At 66.2% G+C, this 25,705-nt stretch carries 23 protein-coding genes; 9 read left to right on the forward strand and 14 right to left on the reverse strand.

Annotated features, from left to right (window positions below; genetic code table 11):
• Nucleotides 1–63: 63 nt before the first annotated feature.
• From rfbC to NOM55_RS09385, 11 genes are all read right to left on the reverse strand, one after another.
• The gene (rfbC, locus tag NOM55_RS09335; RefSeq protein ID WP_255908360.1) at nt 64–609 is read right to left on the reverse strand and encodes a dTDP-4-dehydrorhamnose 3,5-epimerase; all 546 of its coding nucleotides are present in this window, start codon (nt 607–609) and stop codon (nt 64–66) included.
• Nucleotides 610–1,488 carry a glucose-1-phosphate thymidylyltransferase RfbA gene (rfbA, locus tag NOM55_RS09340; protein ID WP_255908361.1) on the reverse strand — a complete coding sequence of 293 codons (879 nt, stop codon included), beginning with the start codon at nt 1,486–1,488 and terminating at the stop codon, nt 610–612.
• Nucleotides 1,485–2,396 (reverse strand): dTDP-4-dehydrorhamnose reductase, encoded by a 912-nt coding sequence (gene rfbD / locus NOM55_RS09345; RefSeq protein ID WP_255908362.1) that lies wholly within the window; start codon nt 2,394–2,396, stop codon nt 1,485–1,487. The genes rfbA and rfbD overlap by 4 nt, the downstream gene beginning before the upstream one ends.
• Nucleotides 2,393–3,460: a dTDP-glucose 4,6-dehydratase gene (gene rfbB / locus NOM55_RS09350; RefSeq protein ID WP_255908363.1), complete on the reverse strand. Its 1,068-nt coding sequence runs from the start codon at nt 3,458–3,460 to the stop codon at nt 2,393–2,395. The genes rfbD and rfbB overlap by 4 nt, the downstream gene beginning before the upstream one ends.
• A 192-nt stretch (nt 3,461–3,652) precedes the next feature.
• Nucleotides 3,653–4,546 carry a hydroxymethylglutaryl-CoA lyase gene (locus NOM55_RS09355; RefSeq protein ID WP_255908364.1) on the reverse strand — a complete coding sequence of 298 codons (894 nt, stop codon included), beginning with the start codon at nt 4,544–4,546 and terminating at the stop codon, nt 3,653–3,655.
• A gap of 151 nt (nt 4,547–4,697) precedes the next feature.
• On the reverse strand, nt 4,698–6,665 hold the full coding sequence (locus NOM55_RS09360; RefSeq protein ID WP_255908366.1) for an acetyl/propionyl/methylcrotonyl-CoA carboxylase subunit alpha: 1,968 nt from the start codon (nt 6,663–6,665) through the stop codon (nt 4,698–4,700).
• The gene (locus tag NOM55_RS09365) at nt 6,655–6,786 is read right to left on the reverse strand and encodes a hypothetical protein (protein ID WP_255908367.1); all 132 of its coding nucleotides are present in this window, start codon (nt 6,784–6,786) and stop codon (nt 6,655–6,657) included. The genes NOM55_RS09360 and NOM55_RS09365 overlap by 11 nt, the downstream gene beginning before the upstream one ends.
• A 149-nt stretch (nt 6,787–6,935) precedes the next feature.
• Entirely contained in the window at nt 6,936–7,727 is a 792-nt protein-coding gene (locus NOM55_RS09370; RefSeq protein WP_255908368.1) for an enoyl-CoA hydratase/isomerase family protein, read from the reverse strand.
• Nucleotides 7,728–7,872: 145 nt separating this feature from the next.
• On the reverse strand, nt 7,873–9,471 hold the full coding sequence (locus tag NOM55_RS09375; protein WP_255908369.1) for a carboxyl transferase domain-containing protein: 1,599 nt from the start codon (nt 9,469–9,471) through the stop codon (nt 7,873–7,875).
• Nucleotides 9,472–9,543: 72 nt separating this feature from the next.
• A complete protein-coding gene (locus tag NOM55_RS09380; RefSeq protein WP_255908370.1) occupies nt 9,544–10,713 on the reverse strand; it encodes an isovaleryl-CoA dehydrogenase in 1,170 nt (389 codons plus the stop codon).
• Nucleotides 10,714–10,892: 179 nt separating this feature from the next.
• The gene (locus tag NOM55_RS09385) at nt 10,893–11,294 is read right to left on the reverse strand and encodes a MerR family DNA-binding transcriptional regulator (RefSeq protein WP_047967030.1); all 402 of its coding nucleotides are present in this window, start codon (nt 11,292–11,294) and stop codon (nt 10,893–10,895) included.
• 132 nt (nt 11,295–11,426) lie between these two features.
• Between NOM55_RS09385 and NOM55_RS09390 the strand changes: the two genes are divergently transcribed.
• A complete protein-coding gene (locus NOM55_RS09390) occupies nt 11,427–13,127 on the forward strand; it encodes an AMP-binding protein (protein ID WP_255908371.1) in 1,701 nt (566 codons plus the stop codon).
• Between the two features lie 270 nt (nt 13,128–13,397).
• Here the strand turns inward: NOM55_RS09390 and NOM55_RS09395 are convergent, their stop codons facing one another.
• Nucleotides 13,398–13,724, reverse strand: a complete 327-nt coding sequence (locus NOM55_RS09395; RefSeq protein ID WP_047967028.1) for a hypothetical protein — start codon at nt 13,722–13,724, stop codon at nt 13,398–13,400.
• A gap of 413 nt (nt 13,725–14,137) precedes the next feature.
• Here NOM55_RS09395 and NOM55_RS09400 point away from each other — a divergent pair, with 413 nt between their 5' ends.
• The 4 genes from NOM55_RS09400 to NOM55_RS09415 all read left to right on the forward strand — a co-directional run bounded on the left by NOM55_RS09400 (nt 14,138) and on the right by NOM55_RS09415 (nt 20,374).
• The gene (locus NOM55_RS09400) at nt 14,138–14,833 is read left to right on the forward strand and encodes a pirin family protein (protein ID WP_255908372.1); all 696 of its coding nucleotides are present in this window, start codon (nt 14,138–14,140) and stop codon (nt 14,831–14,833) included.
• 221 nt (nt 14,834–15,054) lie between these two features.
• Nucleotides 15,055–15,384: a hypothetical protein gene (locus NOM55_RS09405; RefSeq protein ID WP_047967026.1), complete on the forward strand. Its 330-nt coding sequence runs from the start codon at nt 15,055–15,057 to the stop codon at nt 15,382–15,384.
• Nucleotides 15,385–15,905: 521 nt separating this feature from the next.
• Nucleotides 15,906–18,332, forward strand: a complete 2,427-nt coding sequence (locus tag NOM55_RS09410) for a S8 family serine peptidase (protein WP_255908373.1) — start codon at nt 15,906–15,908, stop codon at nt 18,330–18,332.
• A 122-nt stretch (nt 18,333–18,454) separates the two neighbouring features.
• Entirely contained in the window at nt 18,455–20,374 is a 1,920-nt protein-coding gene (locus NOM55_RS09415; protein ID WP_255908374.1) for a radical SAM protein, read from the forward strand.
• A 78-nt stretch (nt 20,375–20,452) separates the two neighbouring features.
• Here the strand turns inward: NOM55_RS09415 and NOM55_RS09420 are convergent, their stop codons facing one another.
• Complete coding sequence (locus NOM55_RS09420) at nt 20,453–22,354, reverse strand: ATP-binding cassette domain-containing protein (protein ID WP_255908375.1); 1,902 nt, start codon at nt 22,352–22,354, stop codon at nt 20,453–20,455.
• Between the two features lie 46 nt (nt 22,355–22,400).
• A complete protein-coding gene (gene tsaD, locus NOM55_RS09425; protein WP_255908376.1) occupies nt 22,401–23,426 on the reverse strand; it encodes a tRNA (adenosine(37)-N6)-threonylcarbamoyltransferase complex transferase subunit TsaD in 1,026 nt (341 codons plus the stop codon).
• 105 nt (nt 23,427–23,531) lie between these two features.
• Here tsaD and NOM55_RS09430 point away from each other — a divergent pair, with 105 nt between their 5' ends.
• From NOM55_RS09430 to NOM55_RS09445, 4 genes are all read left to right on the forward strand, one after another.
• Nucleotides 23,532–23,951 carry an OsmC family protein gene (locus tag NOM55_RS09430; RefSeq protein ID WP_047967021.1) on the forward strand — a complete coding sequence of 140 codons (420 nt, stop codon included), beginning with the start codon at nt 23,532–23,534 and terminating at the stop codon, nt 23,949–23,951.
• Between the two features lie 231 nt (nt 23,952–24,182).
• Nucleotides 24,183–24,593, forward strand: coding sequence for a flagellar basal body rod protein FlgB (gene flgB, locus NOM55_RS09435; RefSeq protein WP_047967020.1), 411 nt, complete (start codon nt 24,183–24,185; stop codon nt 24,591–24,593).
• Nucleotides 24,594–24,595: 2 nt separating this feature from the next.
• Nucleotides 24,596–25,006, forward strand: coding sequence for a flagellar basal body rod protein FlgC (gene flgC / locus NOM55_RS09440; RefSeq protein WP_047967019.1), 411 nt, complete (start codon nt 24,596–24,598; stop codon nt 25,004–25,006).
• Between the two features lie 16 nt (nt 25,007–25,022).
• A complete protein-coding gene (locus NOM55_RS09445) occupies nt 25,023–25,694 on the forward strand; it encodes a flagellar hook assembly protein FlgD (RefSeq protein ID WP_255908378.1) in 672 nt (223 codons plus the stop codon).
• Nucleotides 25,695–25,705 lie beyond the last annotated feature (11 nt).

Below are 25,705 nucleotides of genomic sequence, written 5' to 3' on the forward strand. Positions count from 1 at the left end.
CGCCGCTTTCCTTGAGGCAAAATAAGCGCCGGCGCCGCAGTGCCAGGGTTCGGTATTCGGCGTTCAGTATTCGGCGTCGGCCAGCAGCGGTGCGGCGCGATCCCTGTCCGACAGCTGCAGGCCGTCGCGCAGCGGCCAGGCAATCGCCAGTTGCGGGTCATCCCAGCGCAGCGCGCGCTCGTGCTGAGGGCTCCAGTAGGCGGTGGCCTTGTACAGTACTTCGGCGTGTTCGCTCAGCGTGACAAAACCATGGGCGAAGCCTTCCGGTATCCACAGCTGGCGATGGTTGGCCGCCGACAGCAGGGTGCCGTAATGGCGGCCGAAGGTGGCGGAGCTGCGGCGCAGGTCGACGGCGACATCGAATACCTCGCCGGCCACACAGCGCACCAGCTTGCCCTGCGCCTGCGGCGGCAGCTGGTAGTGCAGGCCGCGCAGCACGCCACGGCTGGAGCGGGAGTGGTTGTCCTGTACGAACTCGACGTGGCGGCCGATGGCGGCATCGAATTGCTGCTGGTGGAAGCTCTCGTAGAAAAAGCCGCGTTCGTCACCATGGATGCGGGGTTCGATCAGCCACAGGCCGGGCAGGCAGGTTTCGCGGAACTGGCTCATTCAACACCCTTCTTGCAGCAATTGCAGCAGGTAGCGACCATAGCCGGTCTTGGCCAGCGGTGCGGCCAACCTTTGCAGCTGGCTGTCGTCGATGTAGCCCATGCGCCACGCCACTTCTTCCGGACAGGCCACCTTCAGGCCCTGGCGTTTTTCGAGGGTGGCGATGAACTGGCTGGCCTCCAGCAGCGAGTCATGGGTGCCGGTATCCAGCCAGGCGTAGCCGCGGCCCATGGTTTCCACCGTGAGCGTGCCGCGTGCGAGATAGGCGGCATTGACGTCGGTGATCTCCAGCTCGCCGCGCGGCGACGGCTTGATCGACTTGGCGATGTCGACCACCTGCGCGTCGTAGAAATACAGGCCGGTGACGGCGTAATGGGACTTGGGGCGCGCCGGTTTCTCTTCGATGCTGATGGCCTGGCCGGCGCCATCAAACTCGACCACGCCGTAGCGCTCCGGGTCATTGACGCGATAGGCGAACACGGTGGCGCCCTGTGCTTGCGCCGCGGTGCGCTGCAGCTGGCTGGCCAGCTCGGCGCCGTAGAAAATATTGTCGCCCAGCACCAGTGCCGACGGCGCACCGGCGAGGAAGGATTCACCGAGGATGAAGGCCTGCGCCAGGCCATCCGGGCTGGGCTGCACCGTGTACTGCAGCCGGATGCCCCACTGGCTACCGTCGCCCAGCAGTTGCCGGAAGCGGGGGGTGTCCTGCGGCGTGGAAATGATCAGGATGTCGCGGATGCCGGCCAGCAACAGCGTGGTCAGCGGGTAGTAGATCAGCGGCTTGTCGTAGACCGGCAGCAGTTGCTTGCTGACCGCCAGGGTGGCCGGGTACAGGCGGCTACTGGCGCCACCGGCGAGGATGATGCCTTTGCGGTTCATGGTTTTCTTGCGTTATCGAGGGTCTGGAACAACTGCGCCACGCCTTCCTGCCACGACGGCAGCTGCAGGCCGAAGGTGAGCTGCAGCTTGCTGCAGTCGAGCACGGAATTGGCCGGCCGTGTGGCCCGTTGCGGGTACTCGTCGCTGCTGACCGCGTGCAGGCCGTCCGGCGGCAGCATCAGCGTCCAGCCGGCATCGCGGGCCAGCGCGATGACGTGGGCGGCGTAGTCGTGCCAGCTGGTGCGGCCGCTGGCGGCAAGGTGGTAGGTGCCGTAGCTGGTGCTGTCAGGGTAGTTGGCGTAGTGCGGCAGCAACAGCGCGCACACGTCCGCCAGCAGGCTGGCCGGGGTCGGCGCGCCAAACTGGTCGTCGACCACCGTCAGGCGGTCGCGGGTGGCGGCCAGCCTGAGCATGGTTTTCAGGAAATTCTGGCCATAGACGCCGGCCACCCACGAGCTGCGCAGGATGTAGTGGCGGCAGCCGCTGTCGCGGATGGCTTGTTCGCCCAGCCATTTGCTGCGGCCATACACCGATTGTGGATTGGCGCTGTCGTCTTCCAGCCAGGCGCCGAACTTGCTGCCGTCGAACACGTAGTCGCTAGAGTAGTGCACCAGCAGCGCGTTGTGCTGTGCCGCCCACTGAGCCAGCTGCGCCGGTGCTGCAGCGTTGACGGCATGGGCCTGCGCGATCTCATCCTCGGCCTGATCGACCGCGGTATAGGCCGCGGCATTGACAATGATGTCGGGCTGCAAGGCGTCTAGCGTCGCGGCCAGGGTGTGCGGTGCCGCCAGATCGAATTGCTGGCGGCCGGGGCAGCTCAGCACCCCGTGCAGCGCCAGCGCGCGCCTGAGCTCGAAGCCGACCTGGCCGCTGCCGCCGGTGATCAGGATTTTTGCCGGGTAGCTCATGACTGGCCTCCGTATTGCCGGGTCAGCCAGTCGCGGTAGTGGCCGCTGCTGACGCCCTCGACCCAGTCCTGGTTGTCCAGATACCACTGGACGGTTTTGCGGATGCCGGAGTCGAAGGTCTCAGCCGGTTTCCAGCCCAGCTCGCGTTCCAGTTTGCGTGCGTCGATGGCGTAGCGGCGGTCGTGGCCGGGGCGGTCTTGCACATAGCTGATCTGTTCGGCGTAGCCTTTGCCGTCGGCGCGCGGGCGCAATTCGTCCAGCAGGCTGCAGATGGTGCGGACCACATCGAGGTTGGTCTTTTCATTCCAGCCGCCGACGTTGTAGCTTTCGCCCGGCGTACCGCCGTCCAGCACGCGGCGGATGGCGGCGCAGTGGTCTGTCACGTACAACCAGTCGCGGATCTGCTGGCCGTCGCCGTAAATCGGCAGCGGCTTGCCGGGCAGGGCATTGAGGATGACCAGCGGGATCAGCTTTTCCGGGAACTGGTAGGGGCCGTAGTTGTTGCTGCAATGGGTGGTCAGTACCGGCAGGCCGTAGCTGTGGTGCCAGGCCCGTACCAGATGGTCGGACGCCGCCTTGCTGGCAGAGTACGGGCTGTTCGGCTCGTAGCGGTGATCTTCGGCGAACGGTGCGTCCTCTGCGGCCAAGGTGCCGTAGACTTCGTCGGTGGAAACATGCAGGAAGCGGAAGGCGCTTTTGTCTGCGGCAGGCAGGTCGTTCCAGTAGGCACGTACCGACTCCAGCAGCTTGAAGGTGCCGACGACATTGGTGTCGATGAAGTCGCCCGGACCGTGGATGGAGCGGTCGACGTGGCTTTCTGCAGCAAAGTTGAGCACCGCGCGTGGCTGGTGCTCGGCCAGCAGGCGGCCCAGCAGCGCGCGGTCGCCGATATCGCCGTGCACGAAGCGGTGCCGCTCATCGCCTTGCAGGCTGGCCAGCGTCTGCAGGTTGCCGGCGTAGCTCAGCTTGTCCAGGTTGACGACCGGCTCGTCACTGCTGGCCAGCCAGTCCAGCACGAAATTGCCGCCGATAAAGCCGGCACCACCGGTTACCAGAATGGTCATGTTGCTCTTTGCTTGCGGAAGTCGGTCGGGAAGGTCGCAGTGCGGTGGCGCGCCGCCACGGCACTGCTTGTTGCCGGATTGTACTTGCCTTGGCGGCGTAACACGAGCCGCCGCTATAACGCCGGCGGCAGCAAAGCACAACGGCCAGCCGGCGACCGTTGGTCGCCGGCTGGCCGCGTAAACGGCAAGGACTCAGCTGCGCAGGCCGCGCGCCTTGGCATACTTGGAGCCCGGCTCGCGCACCAGTGCCTCGGCAATGAACCAGGCGGTATCGGCCAGCTGCTCCAGATCCACCCCGGTGTGATAACCCAGCCCGTGCAGCAGGTAGACCACGTCTTCGGTGGCCACGTTGCCGGAGGCGCCCTTGGCATACGGGCAGCCGCCCAGCCCGGCGACCGAGCTGTCGAAGGTGCGCACGCCGGCCTGTAGCGCGGTGTGGATATTGGCGATGGCCATGCCGTAGGTGTCGTGGAAATGGCCGGCCAGCTTGGTCACCGGCACGACCTCGGTCACCGCGTCCAGCATCGCGGTCACCTTGTTGGGGGTGCCCACGCCGATGGTGTCGCCCAGCGAGATTTCGTAGCAGCCCATGTTGTATAGCGCGCGCGCCACCTCGGCCACCTTGTACGGGGCGATGTCGCCTTCATACGGGCAGCCCAGTACGCAGGACACATAGCCGCGTACCTTGATGTTTGCCGCCTGTGCCCGCTTCATCACCGATTCGAAGCGCAGCAGGCTCTCGGCGATGCTGGCGTTGATGTTCTTGTGGCTGAACGCTTCGCTCGCGGCGCCGAACACCGCGATCTCGCGCACGCCGGCTTCCAGCGCCGCATCCAGCCCTTTGTCGTTGGGCACCAGCACCGGGTAGTCGATGCCGGCGTTCAGGTCCAGCGCCTGCAGCACCTGCAGGCTGTCGGCCATCTGCGGCACCCACTTGGGCGACACGAAGGCGCCGGCCTCGATAGTGCGCAAGCCGGCTGCGGCCAACCTTTCAATCAGCTCCAGCTTGGTGGCCAGTGCGACGGTGTGCTTTTCGTTCTGCAGCCCGTCGCGCGGGCCGACTTCGACGATCTTTACGTGGGTCATATAGAGCCTCTTTCTTTGCCACGGAATCCACAGAAAAGCACCCGTCAGCCTGTGATATCTGACCATGAGCGCGGGGCATTTTGGCCTGCCGGATGCTTGGCGGGCCGCTTTTCTTCCCGTGCTTTCCGTGGAGTCTGTGGCAAATAAACAATCAGTCCGCCTCGAAATCCACCAGTTCATCGCCGTCGCTGACCTGCTCGCCGGCGGCAAAGTAGAACGCCAGCACCTTGCCGTCGGCCGGCGCGGTAATGGTGTGTTCCATCTTCATCGCTTCCAGAATCAGCAACGGTTCACCCTTGGCCACGCGGGTGCCGGCTTCGGCCAGCAGCGCCACCACGCGGCCCGGCATCGGCGCCTTCATGTGGGTTTCGCCGTGCACGCCTGCTTCTTCATAGGCGTAAGGATCGAGGTAGTCGACCGCCACGCGCTCGCCGTCGGCAAACAGCACGCGCTGCGCGCCGTGGCGTACCAGTGTGGCGCTGATCTGCTTGCCGCCCAGGTTGGCCGTAAGCTGCTTGCCCTGCAGGTTGGCGCGCAGCGGGATGTCGCTGCCGTTGACGCTGACCAGCTGCTGCTCCTGCTGCTGGCGCAGCAGTACCTCGATGCGGCTGTCGCCGTGGGCAAAGCCGAGGCGACGCTCCAGTGTGCTGTTCAGGCGCCAGCCTTGCAGCGCGCCGAAGGCATGGTTGTCGTCGCTGGCTGCGGCCAACGTTTCGCCCACCGCCAGCAGCGCCAGCTGTTCGCTGTTCGGTGCGGCGGGGGCGGGCAGCAGGCTGTCGTGGTAACGGGCGATCAGGCCGGTATCCACGTCGCCGCTGGCAAACGCCGGGTTGGCGGCAATGCGGCGCAGGAAGCGGATATTGGTGGTGACGCCCACCACCTGGTAGGCGGCCAGCGCCGCGTCCAGCTGCTGCAGCGCCGCCTCACGCGTTTCGCCCCACACGATCAGCTTGGCGATCATCGGGTCGTAGAACGGCGAAATGGTGTCGCCCTCCAGCACACCGGTATCGACGCGCACATGGGCGTTCTCCGCCGGCGGTTGCAGGTGCACCAGCGTGCCGGTGGCCGGCAGGAAGCCCTTGTCCGGGTCTTCGGCGTAGATGCGCGCCTCGATGCTGTGGCCGTGGATGGCCAGCTGCTGCTGTTGCAGCGGCAGCGGCTGGCCGCTGGCCACTTTCAGCTGCCAGGCCACCAGGTCCTGGCCGGTGATCATCTCGGTGACCGGATGCTCCACCTGCAGGCGGGTGTTCATTTCCATGAAGTAGAACTGCCCCGACTCCACGTCCATGATGAATTCCACGGTGCCGGCGCCGACATAGCCGACGGCGCGCGCAGCAGCTACCGCCGCTTCGCCCATCGCCTGCCGTGTTGCCGCCGGCAGGTGCGGCGCCGGGGCTTCTTCCAGCACTTTCTGGTGGCGGCGCTGCACCGAGCAGTCGCGCTCGAACAGGTAGACACAGCCGCCCAGACTGTCGGCAAACACCTGGATCTCCACGTGGCGCGGGCGGGTCAGGTATTTCTCCACCAGCACCTTGTCGTCGCCGAAGCTGGCGCGCGCCTCGCGCTGGCAGCTGGCCAGCGCGGCGATAAAGTCGTCACTGCGCTCCACGATGCGCATGCCCTTGCCACCACCGCCGGCGCTAGCCTTGATCAGCACCGGGTAGCCCATCTTGTCTGCTTCGGCTTTCAGGAATTGCTCATCCTGATTGTCGCCGTGGTAGCCCGGCACCAGTGGCACGTTGGCTTTTTCCATCAGCGCCTTGGCGGCGGATTTGCTGCCCATGGCGGCGATGGCGGAAGCCGGCGGGCCGATGAAGGCGATGCCGGCGGCTTCGCAGGCGGCGGCGAAGTCTTCGTTTTCCGACAGGAAGCCGTAGCCCGGATGCACCGCCTGCGCGCCGCTTTGTTTGGCAAGGTCGAGGATCAGCCCGGCCTTGAGGTAGGACTCGGCGGCCGGCGCCGGCCCCAGACGGTAGGCTTCATCCGCAAGTTTGACGAAGCGGGCGCTGGCATCGGCATCGGAATATACCGCCACGGTACGGATGCCCATGGCGCGGGCGGTCTTGATCACGCGGCAGGCGATTTCGCCACGGTTGGCGATGAGGATCTTAGTGAACATGGTGGTCTCCCGTGGCGAACTCGCCGCGGCACTGAGGTGCCGTCTGGCAATTTTGCTGCGCAGCTGCGCAGCCTTGCGGCTGCTGGTCGCCACGGTTGGCGATGAGGATCTTGGTGAACATATGGGAGCTTTCCCTTTTCTTGTCTGTTCGCTGCAGAGAGGACTAAGCGGCGGAATCCACCCGTTCAAATTTGCCGGTGGGACGCAGTGTTTTGCCTACCCGGGCTTGCTTGCGGCCAAGGTCAAAGGTTGGCCGCAAGGGCGGGGTGGTCAGTCCTTGATCCACTGTGGTGGGCGCTTGTCGAAGAAGGCGGCCAGGCCTTCGCGCGCCTCGTCGGTGACGCGGGTGGCGGCGATGGTGTGCGCGGTGTCGTCCAGCAGCGTGTCGTCCAGCGGCGAGCCCTGGCGCAGGTCGGCCAGCAACTCCTTGGCGGCGGTCAGCGCGTGCGGGCCGCCACGGACCAGCTCGGCGGCCACTTCGGCGACGCGCGTATCCAGTGCCTCGGCCGGCACCACCTCGTGCACCAGGCCGATGCGCTCGGCGGTGGCGGCGTCGATGCGTTCGGCAGTCAGGAAGTAGCGTCGTGCCTGGCGCTGGCCGATGGCATCGGCGACATAGGGGCCGATGGTGGCCGGGATCAGGCCGAGGCGCACTTCGGTCAGCGCGAACTTGGCGGCGTCGGTGGCGATGGCGATGTCGCACACCGCGGTCAGACCGGTGCCACCGGCCATCGCCGCGCCGTGGATGCGCGCGATCACCGGCTTCTTGCTGCGGTAGATGCCCTTGAGCATCGCCGCCAGCTTGCGCGCGTCGTCGAGGTTCTGCGCCTCGCCGTAACCGGCGGCGCGGCGCATCCAGTCCAGATCGGCGCCGGCGGAGAAGCTCTTGCCGCGTCCGGCCAGCACGATCACGCGCACGCCGGCATCCTCGTTCAGGATGCGGAAGGCGGCGGTGAGATCGGCGATCAGGTGCTCGTTCATCGCATTGTGCAGCTCCGGGCGGTTCATCCACACGGTGGCGACCTGACCGGCGCGTTCGATTTCCAAGGTGCTGTAAGTCATTGGAAAACCCTTTCTTTTATTTGCCACAGAAGCCACGGAAGAACACAGAAGTCATGCCAGCCTGGCCGGGTGTCTCTACGCTGTGGCGGCCGTCAAGGCGGGCGCCGTTGTCCGTGTTTTCTGTGGATTCCGTGGCTAAAGAAAATTACATGCGGAACACGCCAAAGCGTGTCTTCTCCACCGGTGCCGACAGGGTCGCTTCCAGCGCGAGGCTCAACACCTCGCGCGTTTGCGCCGGGTCGATCACGCCGTCGTCCCACAGCCTCGCGCTGGCGTAGTAGGGGTGGCCCTGCTGCTCGTACTGTTCGCGCACCGGCGCTTTCAGCGCTTCTTCCTGCTCTGGCGTGAAGGCGTCGCCCAGCTGTTCCTTCTTCACCTGTGCCAGCACGCCGGCGGCCTGTTCGCCGCCCATTACCGAGATGCGGCTGTTCGGCCACATCCACAGGAAGCGCGGCGAGTAGGCGCGGCCGCACATGCCGTAGTTGCCGGCGCCGAAGCTGCCGCCGATCAGCACCGTGAACTTGGGCACGCTGGCACAGGCCACCGCGGTCACCAGCTTGGCGCCGTCCTTGGCGATGCCGCCGTTTTCATACTTCTTGCCGACCATGAAGCCGGTGATGTTCTGCAGGAACACCAGCGGGATGCCACGCTGGCAGCACAGCTCGACGAAGTGCGCGCCCTTGAGCGCGGACTCGGAGAACAGGATGCCGTTGTTGGCGATGATGCCGACGCGGTAGCCGTTGAGGCGGGCAAAGCCGGTGACCAGCGTGGTGCCGTAGTTCTGCTTGAATTCGTCGAAATCGGAGTTGTCGACCAGGCGCGCGATGATCTCGCGCACGTCGAACGGCTTTTTCGCGTCGGCCGGGATCACGCCGTAGATTTCCTCGGCGCCGTAGCGTGGCGGGCGCGGGTCGATGCGGTCGAGCGTGCCCTGTTTCTGCCAGTTGAGATCGGACACGATGCGGCGGGCGATGGCCAGCGCGTGGGCGTCGTTCTGCGCCAGGTGGTCGGCGACGCCGCTGATGCGGGTATGCACGTCGCCGCCGCCCAGCTCTTCCGCCGTCACCACTTCGCCGGTCGCCGCCTTCACCAGCGGCGGGCCGCCGAGGAAGATGGTGCCCTGGTCCTTGACGATCACCGTCTCGTCGCTCATCGCCGGCACGTAGGCGCCACCTGCGGTGCAGCTGCCCATCACCACCGCGATCTGCGGGATGCCGTCGGCAGACAGCTTGGCCTGGTTGTAGAAGATGCGGCCGAAGTGGTCGCGATCGGGGAACACCTCGTCCTGCAGCGGCAGGAAGGCGCCGCCGGAATCCACCAGGTAGACGCAGGGCAGGCGGTTTTCGCGAGCGATTTCCTGCGCGCGTAGGTGCTTCTTCACCGTCATTGGGTAGTAGGTGCCGCCCTTGACGGTGGCGTCGTTGGCGATGACCAGACACTCGATGCCGGAAATGCGGCCCACCCCGGTGATGACGCTGGCGCCGGGGGCGTCGTCGCCATACATGCCGTAGGCGGCCAGCTGCGACAGCTCCAGGAACGGCGAGCTGGGGTCGAGCAGCAGGTTGATGCGCTCGCGCGGCAACAGCTTGCCGCGGGCGACGTGCTTGTCGCGCGCCTTGTCGCCGCCGCCCAGCGCGGCCTTGGCGACTTTTTCTTTCAGGTCGGCCACCAGCGCGCGCATCTTGTCGGCATTGGCCTGGAAGTCGGCGGCGCGGGGGGAGAGCTTGGATTCGATGATGGGCATGGTTGCGCCTCTATCGGTACGGAACAAGGTGCGGCAAGGTTGGCCGCACCGCTTGGGCTTGGCGGGCCGGGCTTAGCGGGTCTCGGCCATCAGTTCGCGGCCGATCAGCCAGCGGCGGATTTCGCTGGTGCCGGCGCCGATCTCGTACAGCTTGGCGTCGCGCAGCAGGCGGCCGGTCGGGTATTCGTTGATGTAGCCGTTGCCACCCAGACACTGGATGGCGTCCAGTGCCATCTGCGTCGCCGCTTCGGCGGCGTAGAGGATGGCGCCGGCGGCGTCCTTGCGCGTCTGGCGCCCGGATTCGCCACGGTCCAGCGCCTGGCCGACGGCGTAGACGTAGGCGCGGCTGGCGGACAGCTTCACGTACATGTCGGCCAGCTTGCCCTGCATCAGCTGGAAGTCGCCGATGGCCTGACCGAACTGCTTGCGGTCGTTCAGGTAGGGCACGGTCACGTCCATGCACGCCTGCATGATGCCCAGCGGGCCGGCGGACAGCACCGCGCGTTCGAAGTCCAGGCCGCTCATCAGCACCTTGACGCCATTGCCTTCGCCGCCCAGCACGTTTTCTTCCGGCACGAAGCAGTCGTCAAAGAAGATTGGGTAGGTGTTGGAGCCGCGCATGCCCAGCTTGTCCAGCTTGCTGCCATGGCTGAAGCCGGCAAAGCCCTTCTCGATGATGAAGGCGGTGATGCCCTTGGCGCCGGCACTGACGTCGGTCTTGGCGTACACCACCAGGGTGTCGGCGTCGCCGCCGTTGGTGATCCACATCTTGCTGCCGTTGAGCTTGTAACCGCCGTCGACCTTGTCGGCACGCAGTTTCATGCTCACCACGTCGGAGCCGGCGTTCGGCTCGGACATCGCCAGCGCGCCGACGTGTTCGCCGGAGATCAGCTTGGGCAGGTACTTGCGTTTCTGCTCGTCGTTGCCATTCTTGTAGATCTGGTTCACGCACAGATTGGAGTGCGCGCCGTAGGAGAGGGCGACCGAGGCGCTGGCGCGGGAGATTTCTTCCATCGCGATCATGTGCGCGAGGTAGCCCATGTTGGCGCCGCCGTACTCTTCCGACACGGTGATGCCCAGCAGGCCGAGATCGCCGAATTTCTGCCACAGGTCGGCCGGGAACAGGTTGTCGCGGTCGATGTCGGCGGCGCGCGGGGCGATCTCGCTCTGGGCGAAGTCGCGCACCGTTTCGCGCAGCATGTCGTAGGTGTCACCGTGGGCAAAGCGCAAGCTGCTGTACATGTCTCTCTCCTTTGTGCGAACTGCCCGGTGCCGTTGGCATCTCGTGGCGGCTATCTCTGTGTTGTAGCGGATGGTGGCGATTGCGCCATCTGCGCTGCGGCATGACTTAATCTTGAATTACGCTTACGTTAACGTCAATACAAAATGACGAAACCATCCGTCAGGATGGCGGGAAAGCCTCAGGCTGTGGCGTCCTTGCCGGTCATGGTGTCGATCACCTGGCGGCAGTGGCCTTCCAGTACCACAATCTCGGACAGCACCGCGTCGATATCGTTGCGCTGTTCTTCCAGCTGCTTCTTGCGCTCGGACAACAGCTGCAGCAGCTTCAGCGACTGGCTGGCCTCGTCGCGCGCCAGCTCGTACAGGTCGAGAATCTCGCGGATCTCCGACAGCGCGAGGCCGATGCGCTTGCCGCGCAGGATCAGCTTCAGCCGCGCGCGGTCGCGGTGGGTAAACAGGCGCTGGCGGCCTTCGCGCTGCGGCTCGATCAGGCCCTGTTCCTCGTAGAAGCGGATGGTGCGCAGGGTGATGTCGAAATCCCGTGCCAGGTCGGAAATGGTGAAAAGGCGTTCTTCGCTCATGATGGTTCCTGTTGGTCTGGCGCGATTGTAGCGTTTTTTGCCGGCCTTGCCGCGACAAGGCTTGAGTTTACGTTAACGTAATAGTAAGTTTATGGCAAAGCGATAACAGCACAATGCAACGGAGAACACACTATGACGTCGATGTCCGCTCTACCCAGTTATGTGCACGGCACCGGTGACAAGCCGCTGATTGGCCAGACCATCGGCCAGTTTTTTGACGACGCCTGCCGCCGTTTTGCCGAGCGTGACGCGCTGATCGTGCGTCACCAGGGCATACGCTGGCGTTACGCCGAGCTGCAGGAGCAGGTCGAGCGCCTTGCCTGCGGCCTGCGCCGGCTGGGGCTGCAGACTGGCGAGCGCATCGGCATCTGGTCACAGAACAACAGCGAGTGGCTGCTGATGCAGTTCGCCACCGCCAAGGCCGGGCTGGTGCTGGTCAACATCAATCCCGCCTATCGCCGCAGCGAGCTGGAGTACGCGCTGAACAAGGTCGATTGCCGCGCGCTGGTGCTGGCGCCGAGCTTTAAGAGCAGCGACTACCTGGCGATGGTGAACGATCTCGCGCCGGAGCTGGCGGCCAGCCGGCCGGGCGAATTGCAGGCGGCGAAGCTGCCGGCGCTGCGCTGGGTGATTCGCCTGGGCGAAGAGGCGACGGCGGGGATGCTCAACTTCCCGGCCTTGCTGGCCGAGCCGACGGCGGCAGAGCGGCAAACGTTGGCCGCAATCGGCGAGGCGCTGCAGTTCGACGACGCCATCAATATCCAGTTTACCTCTGGCACCACCGGCAGCCCGAAAGGTGCCACGCTGACGCACCACAACATCCTCAACAACGGCTTCTTCGTCGGCGAGGCGATGCGGCTGACCGAGCACGACCGCTTGTGCATTCCGGTGCCGCTGTACCACTGCTTCGGCATGGTGCTGGGCGTGCTGGCCTGCCTCACCCACGGCGCGGCGATGGTGTTCCCGTCGGAAGCATTCGAGCCGCTGGCGGTGCTGCAGACGGTGGCGGAGGAGAAGTGCACCGCGCTGCACGGCGTGCCGACCATGTTCATCGCGGTGCTGGATCACCCGCGCTTCGCCGAATTTGATTTGTCCGCGCTACGCACCGGCATCATGGCCGGCAGCCCGTGCCCGATCTCGGTGATGGAGCGGGTGGTGGCGCAGATGCACATGGCCGAGGTCACCATCGCCTACGGCATGACCGAGACCAGCCCGGTCAGCTTCCAGAGCGCGACCGATACCCCGGTGGCAAAAAAGGTGGCCACCGTGGGCCGCATCCATCCGCATGTGGAGGTCAAGATCGTCGACGTCGAGGGCCGCATCGTGCCGCGCGGAGAAACCGGCGAGCTGCTGACCCGCGGCTACTCGGTGATGCTCGGCTACTGGGGCGACGAGGAAAAAACGCGCGAAGCGATCGACCCTGCCGGCTGGATGCACACCGGTGACCTCGCGGTGCTGGACGATGACGGCTACTGCAACATCGTCGGCCGGGTGAAGGACATGGTGATCCGCGGCGGCGAGAACATCTACCCGCGCGAGATCGAGGAATTCCTGTATCGCCATCCCAAGGTGCAGGACGTGCAGGTGGTCGGCGTGCCGGACGCCAAGTACGGCGAGGAGCTGTGCGCGTGGATACGGCTGCGTGACGGCGAAAGCTGCACCGCGGCAGAGATCCGCGCCTTCTGCGACGGCCAGATCGCGCACTACAAGATCCCGCGCTACATCGAATTCGTCGACGCCTTCCCGATGACCATCACCGGCAAGATCCAGAAATTCATGATGCGGCAGCAGATGAAGGACAAGCTGGGGCTGGACGAAGCCAGGACCGCCTGACGCGCCGGCGCCCTGTGGCGCCTGAACAGCAACAGCCGTGCGCGGTGTCGCCACCGCCACGGTTTTTTTGCGGCCAACGTTGGCCGCGACCGTCGTTGTTCGCCGGTCGCGATTACCCACTCCGGCCGGCGCGCGGCACGGTGGCGAATGTTGCTTCGTGCCTGACGCGCCCTGGCGCCGATGGCAAGCGCAGTCGCCGGCGGCGAGATTGCCGCAGTGGTGTGCCTGCGGCCAAATACTCACCAGCTGCCGGCCGGCGGCCGCCAGCGGCTAGGTGCCGCCCACGTGCCAGCTCAGCACTTCGCGCTGTTCTTCCGCTTCGGCACGGGCGGTGGCGATGCGATCTTCCTTCAGCTGGGCGCGCACATTGTCCGGCAGTGCGGCCAGCGCGTCGCTGATGGCGGCGGCGAGCAGATCGCCGACCATGCACGCCGGATCGCGCTGTCGCAGGTGGGCCAGCGCTTCCAGCTCGCGCACCAGCGCCGCCGGCACCGGGCCGGACACATTGCGCACCGAGGAGCTGCGCAGGTCGCAGCTATAGGCACTGGCGGTGCCGCTGCACCAGCTGGCAACCAGTTCGTTGATCTTGTCACCCATGGTCTCTGCCTCCGTATTGGTTTCGGGCGCATCGATGCCGCACCCCGTAGTGCTTTATAGCCGCTGGATCGCGAATTGGGACGCCCGCGCCGGCGGCCCGGCTGGTCTGTGGCATCGCCGTGACGGGTGGCAGACGGGGTGACGGCGGTGGCCATGGCCGGCTGCACTCGTCGGTCGCCTGAAACCGGAGGCGGCCGATGCGGCGTGGCCGTTGTCGCGGTTTCGCCCTGGAGGCTTGCTGCCGGACGGCGACCCGGCTGGCCCTGTTCCCTGGCGGGCACCGCCCTGTGCCTTGTTCGGTTTTCCTGAACGGGCACTCGGTTTTTTCCGCTATGGTGCGCGCGGCGCGGGCGCTACAGTGCCGGCATCGGGATTGGCAACCGCCAGTCAGCGCACATCCAAGGAGCCAGAACATGATTGCTATCCGTCCCGCCCACGCCCGCGGCAAGGCCGATTTTGGCTGGCTGCAGAGCCGCCACAGCTTTTCCTTCGGCCACTACTACGATCCGGCGCACATGGGCTTTTCCGATCTGCGCGTGATCAACGACGACCGCGTCGCGCCGCGTGCCGGCTTCGATACCCACGGCCACCGCGACATGGAAATCATCAGCTATGTGCTCGACGGCGCCATCCGCCACCGCGATTCCGCCGGCAACGAGGCGGTGCTGCGCGCCGGCGAATTCCAGGTGATGAGCGCCGGCCGCGGCATCCTGCACAGCGAGTTCAACGCCAGCAACGACGCGCCGCTGCACTTCCTGCAGATCTGGATCGAGCCGCGCGAGACGGGCGGCGAACCGGGCTACCAGCAGAAGGACTTCGGCCGGCAGCCGGGGCTGACGCTGGTGGCCTCGCCGGACGGCGCCGCCGGCAGTCTCGCCATCCGTCAGGACGCACGCCTGTACCAGCTGCTGCTGGCGCCGGGCGAGGCGCTGGATTTCGCGCAGGCCAGCGGCCGCCGCAGCTATGTGCACCTGATCCGCGGCAGCCTGCAGCTGGCGGATGTGCAACTGGAGCCGGGCGATGGCGCCCGCGTCAGCCAGTTGCCGGCCTACACCCTGCGCAACAACGGCAGCGAGCCGCTGCAGGCGCTGCTGTTCGATCTGGCCTGAGGCGGCGCAGTCGTCGCCTGCCGCTGTCTGCGTGGCCGGCCGGGCGGGGCGCAGGGTCTTGCCGGCTCGTGTGCCGGCCAGGGTTGGCCGCAAGGTCTGCTGACGCACTGCCGCGGCTGTCGGCACGGCATGGCGGGTCAGCCCTGGCCGCCCGTTGTCCCGTGCCTGCGTGCCGGTGTTTACTGGCTACACTCAAAGTCAGGGAGCCGGGAGGACGAGCCATGAAGCTGGGGCTGGAAGAAATGCTGCAGCTGCTGCAGGAAGTGGAGCAGGGCGATCCGCTGGATTTTGCCGACCTGCCGATGGACGAAGACCAGCTGCGGCGGCTGGTACTGAGCGACCTGCTGCAGCGCGACCAGCAACTGCAGGCCAGCGCCTCGGCGGAGGAGTGCCAGCTGATCTACCTGCTGTCCACCGCGCGGCTGGTGCTGGAAAACCTGCTGCTGCACCTGCAGTTGCTGCGGCTGAAGCAGCCGGAAGGCGGCAGCGACGTGCAGTGGCAGGCCTTGCTGCGGCGCTTCCGGCGCGGTGACGACGATGGCGCGGCGTGATCGTCGTCGCCAGCTTGTCGCTGCGGGCTGGCGTGACAGCTTCAGCGCCAGCCCACCGTCGTCGCTGAGCGGTATGCCGGGCCGCCGCCGCGGTGGCTGTCGCCGTGCCTTGTCTGATCCTCACCTTTACTCCTGCGTGGCGGCCTGCTGCGCCGGCTGTCACTTGCCTCCCGCGTATCGCCGCGTGCCCAGCTCAATCACCTCAAGCGCTCGCCGCTGCCGTCGCCGTCATGCGGCGCCATGATCTTCCTCATCGTGTTCTCGTTGCCGGCCGGTGGCGGCTGTGGGTTTTTCGCCGGCGGCCTTCTATAACGGTGAAGTGACGTTTCCGGCCGCGTTGTCGCCGGAAAGGTCGGCCTGGCGCGCGGCAACCGGCCGCGCCGTTGCAATAAAACCGGCCGCCGCACCGGCGCGCCACCGCAGTGCGCGGTTGGCGGTGCTGGCCGTGGCGTGGCCGGTACTGGGCGTGGTGAGCGGCTGCCGTTGCGGTCTGGCTGCGATCCGGCGCGAAGGTGGATGTCATGCATCGTTCGATCCTGCTTTGCTGTCTGGCCTTGCTGTTTCCGTGCTTCGCCACTGCGGCCAAGCTTGCGCCGACCGCGGCGGCACCGCTGCTGGCGCCGACCGCGGCGGCACCGCTGCTGGCGCCGCCGGCGGTACTGGCGGACCGCGACGGCGACGGTCTCGGCGACAGCCTGCAGCAGCAGTTGGCCACGGCGGCGCCGGACGCGCGTTTCGACGTGGTGGTCACCTTCCGGCAGCCGGCACAGGCAGCCGCTGCACGCCAGACGCTGGGCAACTTCGTGCCGCGTCATGAATTCAAGCTGATTCCCGGTTTTGCCGGCCGCCTCAGCGCGGCGCAGATTCGCGGGCTGCTGCACGCGCCGGGCCTGCTGCGCATCGAGGAAGACGCCACCGTGCGCACCCAGCTTGACGCCGCGCGCGCCGATTTCGGCATCGAGGCCGCGCGTGGCTTGGCGGCCAGCGGCCTGAGCGGGCGCAATGTCGGCATCTGTGTCGTCGACACCGGCGTCGATCCGCTGCACGAGCAGCTGGACAATGGCAAGGTCGCCGCCTTCATCGACTATGTCGCCGGCCGCAGCGTGCCCTACGACGATAACGGCCACGGCACCCACGTTGCCGCCATCGCCGCCGGCGATGGTAGCGGCGGCGCCTCGGCCACGGCGTTGCAGGGGGTGGCCAGCGGTGCCGCGCTGTACGCCGCCAAGGTGCTCGACGCGCAGGGCAGCGGGGCGGAAAGCAATGTGGTCGCCGGCATCCAGTGGTGTGCCGCCCAGGCCGGGGTGCACGTCATTTCCATGAGCCTGGCCGCCTTGCCGCCGGCCGACGGCAAGGACGCGATGAGCCAGGCGGTGGACGCCGCGGTGGCTGCAGGCAAGGTGCTGGTGGTGGCCGCCGGCAATGACGGCGACGAGCCCGGCACCGTCGGCTCGCCCGGCGCGGCGGCGGGGGCGATCACCGTCGGCGCCTGTGCCGAGTGGTCGGCGGTGCCGACTGCGGCCAACCATTCCGACGGTGTGTACCTGACGGCGTTTTCCAGTCGCGGCCCGATCACGGTGAACGCGACCACCAGCTACATCAAGCCCGATGTCTGCGCCCCGGGGCATCGCATTGCCGCGGCCAAGTCCGGCAGCGTCGGCGACTACGTGGTTTATAGCGGCACCTCGATGGCGACACCGTTTGTCGCCGGCACCGTGGCGCTGGCGCTGGAGGCCAATCCGGCGCTGAAGGGCAATCCGGCGCAGCTGCGCAGCCTGCTGGAGGGCAGCGCACAGGATCGCGGCGCCAGCGGCAAGGACAATGAGTGGGGCGCCGGCCTGCTCGACGGCTACGCCTTTGTCGCCCGCGCGCAGAATGCCGCCGCCAGCGTCCGCACTTCGATGCCCACAGCCGTGCATGTGGATGCCAGTGTCGGCAGCAACCAGCTGTGGAGCCACAGTTTCAGCCTCGCCGAGAGCGACCTGGGCCAGCCACTGGCGGCCACGGTGACCATCGTCGGCCAGCCGCTGTGTGTGCTGCAGTTTGGCGGCGCCTGTTTTGCCTACCAGTGGGACCCGGATCTCGATGCCCGGCTGCTGGCACCGGACGGCACGCTGCTGTCGGCCAGCGGCTGCATGGGCGAGGGCACGGACTGCGCCGCGCCGCGTGCGCCGCTGGTGGCGCTCGGCCGCCAGGAAACGCTGCATGCGATGCCGACCGTGGCCGGCACTTACCGTATCGAGGTATGGGGCGCCCAGGACAGCGTCAATAACGGCAGGGGCGGCAGCTTCGCGCTCGACCTGTCGCGCGGCCCGCTGGCCGCCGCGGTCGCCAGCCCTGATTTCTCGCTGAGCACCACCCCGGCCAGCCGCAGCGTGGTCAGCGGCGGCGGCACCAGCTACACCACCACCGTCACCGCCATCGGGGGCTTCAGCAGCAGTGTCGATCTCGCGGTCAGCGGCTTGCCGCTTGGTGCCAGCGGCAGCTTCAGCCCCGATCCGCTTAGCGGCGGAAGCGGCTCCGCCACCCTCAGCGTGACCAGCAGCAGCAGCACCCCGGCCGGCAGTTACCCGCTGCTGATCAGCGGCATCGGTGGCGGGCTGAGCCGCAGCAGCACGGCCACGCTGCTGGTGACGGCACCCAGCGCCGACTTTGCGCTGGCGGTGTCACCAAACAGTCGCACGGTGAAGCGCGGCGGACGCACCAGCTATACCGCCACCATCAGCCCGCTGAACGGCTTTAGCGGTGCCGTCACGCTCACGCTTTCCAGTGTGCTGCCGCCCGGCGCCACCTTCGGCTTCAGTCCCAATCCGGTGACCGGCGCCGGCTCGTCCACGCTGACCGTCAAGACCGGCAAGAGCACACCGGTCGGCAGCTATCAGCTGCAGGTGATCGGCAGCAGCGGCAGCCTGAGCCACAGCCAGAGCGTGGGTCTGGTCGTGCGCTAGCGGCGCCGTGCACTGTCGCAAGGTTGGCCGCAATGCTGCCCACGCTTGCCGTTTCATGAGAAAATCCCCGCATCACGGGCAGCCCTGCGCTGCCCGCCTTGTTTTGCAGCCGGAACCTTGCCATGCCCCACAATGCTTCACCCCGCGTGCTGTCCATCATCCCGCCGATGACGCAGCTGAACACGCCTTACCCGTCCACCGCCTACATCACCGGCTTTCTGCGCTCGCGCCAGATTGACGCGGTGCAGGAGGACTTGGCGCTGGCGCTGGTGTTGCAGCTGTTCTCGGTGGCCGGCCTGAAGGCGGTGCGCGAGCGCATCGACGCCATCGCCCCGAAAAAGCGCAGCCATCAGGTGCGCCATTTCGTCGAGTTTTTCGAACGCTATCTCGCCACCATCGGCCCGGTGATCCGCTTTTTGCAGGGCGGCGATTCCACCGTCAGCCATCGCATCTGCAGCCGCGGCTTTTTGCCGGAGGGCGCGCGTTTTGCCGCGCTGGACAATTATGTTGACCCGGATGATCCGGACGGCGGCGATCCGCTGGCGTGGGCGTTCGGCGCGCTGGGGGCGCAGGATAGGGCGCGGCATCTGGCCACGCTGTACCTGAACGACCTGTCCGACGTGCTGCGCGACGCGGTGGACGAGCGCTTCGAGTTTGTGCGCTACGCCGAATCGCTGGCGATGAGCCAGCCGACCTTCGAGCCGCTGGCGCAGGCGCTGGCAGCACCGCCGACGCTGGTGGACGACACGCTGCAGGCGCTGACTATTGCCGCCATCGAAAAGCACCAGCCGGACCTCGTGCTGCTGTCGGTGCCGTTCCCCGGCTCGGTGTACGCGGCGTTCCGCATCGCGCAGACCATCAAGCAACGTTGGCCGCATATCAAGACCGCGCTGGGCGGTGGCTTCGTCAACACCGAGCTGCGCGAGCTGCGCGAGCCGCGCGTGTTCGACTACTTCGACTTCGTGACGCTGGACGACGGCGAGAAGCCGATCCTGGCGCTGCTGGAGCACCTGCAGGGGCAGCGTGGTGTCAGCCGGCTGGTGCGCACCTTCGTGCGTGACGGTGATGCGGTGCGCTACGTGAACATGATGGAAGGCGACATCGCCTTCGAGGACGTCGGCGCGCCGACCTGGGACGGGCTGCCGATCGACAAGTATCTGTCGCTGCTGGACATGCTCAACCCGATGCACCGGCTGTGGAGCGACGGGCGCTGGAACAAGCTGACCGTCGCGCACGGCTGTTACTGGAAGAAGTGCAGCTTCTGTGACGTGACGCTGGACTACATCTCGCGCTACGAGACGGCATCCGCCGCTACGCTGGTCGACCGCATCGAGGCCATCATCGCCGAGACCGGCCAGACCGGTTTCCACTTCGTGGACGAGGCGGCGCCGCCGAAGATGCTGCGCGCGCTGGCCGAGGAGCTGTTGCGCCGCAATGTCAGCATCTCGTGGTGGGGCAATATCCGCTTCGAGAAGTCGTTCACCCCCGAGCTGTGCCAGCTGCTGGCCGAATCCGGCTGCATCGCCATCTCCGGCGGGCTGGAGGTGGCCTCCGACCGCCTACTGAAGTTGATGAAAAAAGGCGTGTCCGTGGACCAGGTGGCGCGGGTGACGCAGGGCTTTACCGAGGCCGGGGTGCTGGTGCACGCCTACCTGATGTACGGCTTCCCGACGCAGACGGTGCAGGACACCGTGGACGCGCTGGAGTACGTGCGCCAGCTGTTCGAGAACGGCTGCATCCAGAGCGGCTTCTTCCACCGCTTCGCCTGTACCGTGCACTCGCCGGTGGGGCAGAACCCGGAGGAATACGGCGTCAAGCTGATCCCGCTGCCGGAGGTGACCTTCGCCAAGAACGACATCGGCTTCATCGACCCGACCGGCACCGATCACGACGCGATGGGCCGCGCACTGAACAAGGCGCTGTACAACTACATGCACGGCATCGGGCTGGAGGCTGACGTGCGCGAGTGGTTCGACAGCAAGGTGCCGCGCACGCGGGTGTCGCGCCACTTCATCAGCAAGGCGCTGTTCAGCCAGCGCTGAGCCGACAGGCACAAAACACTGCGGCCAACCTTGTCACCAAGGTTGGCCGCAATATTTTTAAGAGCGGTTGCCGGCGGCTCAGCCCTCCAGTGCCTCCATCGCTTCCTGCAGTTCCAGCCACGCCATTTCCATTTCCTCCAGCTGGGCGGAGAGTTCGCCCTGGCGCTTCAGCGCGGCGGCCAGCCGTGCCTTGTTGTGCTCCTGGTAGGCTTCTTCCAGCAGCAGAAAGGCGTCCAGCTCGGCCTTTTCGGCATTCAGCGTGGCCATGTCCTTGTCCAGCTTGTTCTGCTTGGTCTGCAGCGGCTTGCGTTGCGCCGCCAGCTTGTTGCGGGCATCGGCCTCCAGCCGCTTCTGTTCCTTGCGGTTGACGCCGTCGCTGGCGGCGCTGCCCGGTGCCTTGCCGTTGTCGGCCTGCTGCTGCAGCCGCCACTGGCGGTAGTCTTCCAGATCGCCGTCAAACGGCTGCACCTTGCCGCCGGCCACCAGCCAGAAGGCGTCGGTGGTGGATTCCAGCAGCGAGCGGTCGTGCGACACTACGATCAGCGCGCCGCCGAAGTCCTGCAGCGCCAGCATCAGCGCGTGGCGCATGTCGAGGTCGAGGTGGTTGGTCGGTTCGTCCAGCAGCAGCAGGTTCGGCTTTTGCCATACCAGCAGCGCTAGCGCCAGACGCGCCTTTTCGCCGCCGGACATCGGCCCGACCAGCGCGTTGACGGTGTCGCCACGGAAGTTGAAGCCGCCGAGGAAGCTGCGCAGCTCCAGCTCGCGCGCCTGTGGCGCCAGCTTCTGCATGTGCCACAGCGGCGATTCGTCGGAGCGCAGCGTGTCGAGCTGGTGTTGGGTGAAGTAGCCGATGCGCAGCATCTTGGCGCCGATCACTTCGCCGGCCAGCGGCTGCAGCTCGCCGGCCAGCAGCTTCACCAGCGTCGACTTGCCGGCGCCGTTGACGCCGAGCAGGCCGATGCGGCTGCCGGATTCCACCGACAGCGACAACTGGCGCAGGATGGGGGTGTCGCCGTAGCCGACATCGGCGCGTTCCAGCTTCAGCAGCGGGTTGGGCAGGTTGTCCGGGGTGTCGAAGTGGAAGTCGAACGGCGAATCGACGTGCGCCGGCGCGATGCGTTCCAGCTTCTCCAGCGCCTTGATGCGGCTCTGCGCCTGGCGTGCCTTGCTGGCCTTGGCCTTGAAGCGGGTGATGAACGATTCCAGGTGTGCGACCTGGCGCTGCTGTTTCTCGTAGTTGCCCTGCTGCTGGGCCAGCTTTTCCGCGCGCATCACCTCGAACTGGCTGTAGTTGCCGGTGTAGAGGGTGAGCTTCTGCTGCGACACGTCGACGATGTGCGTCACCACGCTGTCGAGGAAGTCGCGGTCGTGCGAGATCACGATCAGGGTGCCTTCGTAGGCCTTCAGCCAGTCTTCCAGCCACAGCACCGTTTCCAGGTCCAGGTGGTTGGTCGGTTCATCCAGCAGCAGCAGGTCGGAGCGGCACATCAGCGCCTGCGCCAGGTTCAGACGCATGCGCCAGCCACCGGAGAAGGTGGACACCGCGCGGCTCTGGTGTTCGACGGGGAAGCCGAGGCCGGCCAGCAGCTTGCCGGCGCGGGCGGCGGCGGAATAGCCGTCGATGCGGTCCAGCTCGGCGTGCAGGCTGCCGATGGCGTTACCGTCGGCACTGGCTTCGGCGGCGGCCAACCTTTGCTGCAGGCGGCGCAGCTCGGCGTCGCCGTCGAGCACGAAATCGAGCGCCGATTGCGGCAGTGCCGGGGTTTCCTGCGCCACGTGCGCCATGGTCCAGTGCGGCGGCAGCAGCACTTCGCCGCTTTCGGCGTGCAGTTCGCCTTTCAGCAGCGCGAAGACGCTGGACTTGCCGGCGCCGTTGGCACCGGTCATGCCGACCTTGTTGCCAGGGTTGATGGTGAGGTTGGCCGCAACAAGCAATTCTTTCAGGCCGCGGCGCAGGGACAGGTTTTTTAGCTGGATCATAGCGATTCGGTAGGGCGGCCGCCTGGTGGCGGCCGGCGGGTGAGGGTCAGGCCTTGGGCAGGGTGGACAGATCCCAGCGCGGCTTCACGGTAAAGCTGCCGGCGGTACGCGCGTACTGCAGGCGCATGGCGCCGGCGAAGGCGATCATTGCGCCGTTGTCGGTGCACAGCTTCAGCGGCGGGTAGAACACGCCGAAGCGGCGCTTGGCCGCGGCGGCATCCAGCGCCGCGCGCAGCTGCTTGTTGGCGCCGACACCGCCGGCGACCACGATGCGCTGCAGGCCGTGCTGTTTCAGCGCCTTCACGCACTTGCTGACCAGCACGTCGACGATGGCTTCCTGGAAGGCGCGGCAGATGTCCTTGCGCGCCTGCTCGTCGACGCTGCCGCATTCGGCCTCGACCTGTTTCTTCAGCATCAGCACCGCGGTTTTCAGGCCGGAGAAGCTCATGTCGAGGTTGTCGCTGTGCAGCATCGGGCGCGGCAGGGTGAAGCGCGCCGGGTCGCCTTCTTCCGCCAGTTTCGACAGCAGCGGGCCGCCGGGGTAGGGCAGGCCGAGCAGCTTGGCGGTCTTGTCGAAGGCTTCGCCGGCGGCGTCGTCCACGGTCTCACCGAGGATCTGGTAATCGCCGACGCCGCGCACGGCCATGATCTGGGTGTGGCCGCCGGAGACCAGTAGCGCCAGGAAGGGGAATGCCGGCCGCGGATCGGCCAGCAGTGGCGACAGCAGGTGGCCTTCGAGGTGGTGCACGCTGATCACCGGGATGTTCAGTCCCACCGCCAGCGCATTGGCGAAGCTGGCGCCGACCAGCAGCGCGCCGCCGAGGCCGGGGCCTTCGGTGTAGGCGATGGCGTCGATGTCCTGCAGCGTCTTGCCGGCTTCGGCGAGACAGGCGCGGGTCAGAGGCGTGACGCGGCGGATGTGGTCGCGGCTGGCCAGCTCCGGCACCACGCCGCCGTATTCGGCGTGCATCGCCATCTGCGAGTGCAGCTGGTCGGCAATCAGGCCGTGTTCGGTGTCGTACAGCGCGACGCCGGTTTCGTCGCAAGACGATTCAATTCCCAATACGAGCATGTGAGTGGCTTCAAAACTAAACAATCTTTCCATTTTACCGGTGATTCTTTGTTCGCCCAAATCGGCAGTGATACGCTTGCGGTCTGAATCCAAGGGGAAGGCAAGATGAAAGCAAGACTGAAGTGGGTGGATGGCGTGTGTTTCATGGGCGAAACCGGCAGCGGCCATGCGGTGGTGATGGACGGCGCGCCGGAAGGCGGCGGCCGCAACCTCGGCCCGCGGCCGATGGAACTGCTGCTGCTGGGCACCGCCGGCTGCACCAGCTATGACGTGCTGAACATCCTGAAGAAGTCGCGTCAGGACGTGCGCGACTGTTGGGTAGAGATGGACGCCGAGCGTGCCGACAGCGACCCGAAGGTGTTCACCAGGATCCACTTCCACTTCGTGGTGGTGGGCCGCGAGCTGAAGGCTGACGTGGTGGAGCGCGCCATCAAGCTGTCGGCGGAGAAGTACTGCTCGGCCTCGATCATGCTCGGCAAGACCGCCGACATTACCCACGATTTCGAGATCCGCAGCGACGACTGAACGCGCTGTCTTGCGGCCAACCTTGGCCGCAATCGCCATGCCCAACGCCACCCTTGCCGGTGGCGTTGCCGTTTCCGGCGCGCGGCGGCAAATCTTGCCGCCTTGCCGGCGGCGGATGCGCCATTGGGCAGGCGTTTTCGGCTGCCGCGGCCGAAACTTGAGCGCTGGGCGGCTGTTTTTTGATTGGCACAGTTCATGCTTTAAGGATGCCAACTTAACGGACGACCGATCATGCTCGACAAGATTTCCGACCACCTCAACTTCTTCCAGCAATCGCTTGGCCTGCGTGCCAAGAAGGTGGAAGTGATTGCCAGCAATATCGCCAACGCGGATACGCCAGGCTACAAGGCGGTGGATTTCGATTTCGGCAAGGCACTGCAAGGCCAGCTGCGCGCATCGCAAAGCGGCTTGGCGCTGGCGACCAGCAACGAGCGCCATCTGGCGGCCCAGGGTCACGCCAGCGTCGATGATGGCGGCCTGCAGTATCGCAGCGCGGTACAGCCCAGCCTCGACGGCAACACCGTCGATATGGATGTCGAGCGCGCCGCGTTTACCGACAACGCGATGAAATACCAGTCCACGCTGACCTTCCTCAACCGGAGAATCAGCGGGCTGATGGACGCAATCAAGGGTGGGCAATAACCATGTCGCTGTCTAATGTCTTCAATATTGCCGGCTCGGCGCTGACGGCGCAGTCGATGCGCCTGAACCTGGTGGCCAGCAATATCGCCAACGCGGAGAGCGCCACCAGCTCCACCGGCGAGCCGTTCCGCGGCCGCCACGCGGTGTTCACCGCCACGCCGGTGACCGCCGACATGCCGCAGGTGGCCGGGGTGCGGGTGACCTCGATCGTCGAGGACACCTCGCCGTTCCGCCTCAAGTACGAACCGGGCCATCCGCTGGCCGACGAGCGTGGCTATATCAAGATGCCCAACGTCAACCCGGTGGAAGAAATGGCCGACATGATTTCCGCTTCGCGCTCCTACCAGACCAGCGTCGAAGTAATGAATACCGCAAAGACCCTGCTGCAAAAAACCTTGCAGCTTGGCCAGTAACCGTTAGAGGTCTCGCATGGCAACCGTAAACAGCGCCACCGCCACCGGCATCGACTTCGAGTCGTACAACGTCGCCAGCAACAAGGCGGGCAGTAACGCCGAAGACATCCAGAACCGCTTCCTGAAGCTGCTGACCACGCAGCTGAAAACCCAGGATCCGTCGAACCCGATGGACAACGCGCAGATGACCAGCCAGATGGCGCAGATTAGCACCGTCAGCGGCCTGGAAAGCGTCAACGCCTCGATCAAGGCGCTGTCGGACAACCAGTCCGCCAGCCAGTCGCTGCTGGCGACGCTGATGATCGGCCGCTACGCGCTGATCCCCGGCAACGAAGTCAGCCTCAATGGCGGCGCGGCCAAGGCGGTGGTGGATTTCCCGCAGTCGGCCAGCGACGCGGTGGTCACCATCAAGAACGCCGCCGGCGTGGTGGTCAGCGAGATCAAGCTTGGCGCGCAGACAGCCGGCCAGCTGACGGTCGGCTGGGACGGCAAGAACGCGGCCGGCGTGCAGCAGCCGGACGGCCAGTATTCGATCTCGATCAAGGCGGTGAACGGGACGGTGGCGGTGGATGCCAAGATCCTGAATCCGGTCAAGATCAGCAGTGTGGCGATCGACAAGGGCGTTTCTTCATTGGTGCTGGAAAACGGCAAGCGGATGTCGATGAGCGACGTGACGCAACTTATCTAAGACATTCCGGT

The organism is Vogesella sp. AC12 (assembly GCF_024437575.1).
GTDB lineage: Bacteria > Pseudomonadota > Gammaproteobacteria > Burkholderiales > Chromobacteriaceae > Vogesella > Vogesella indigofera.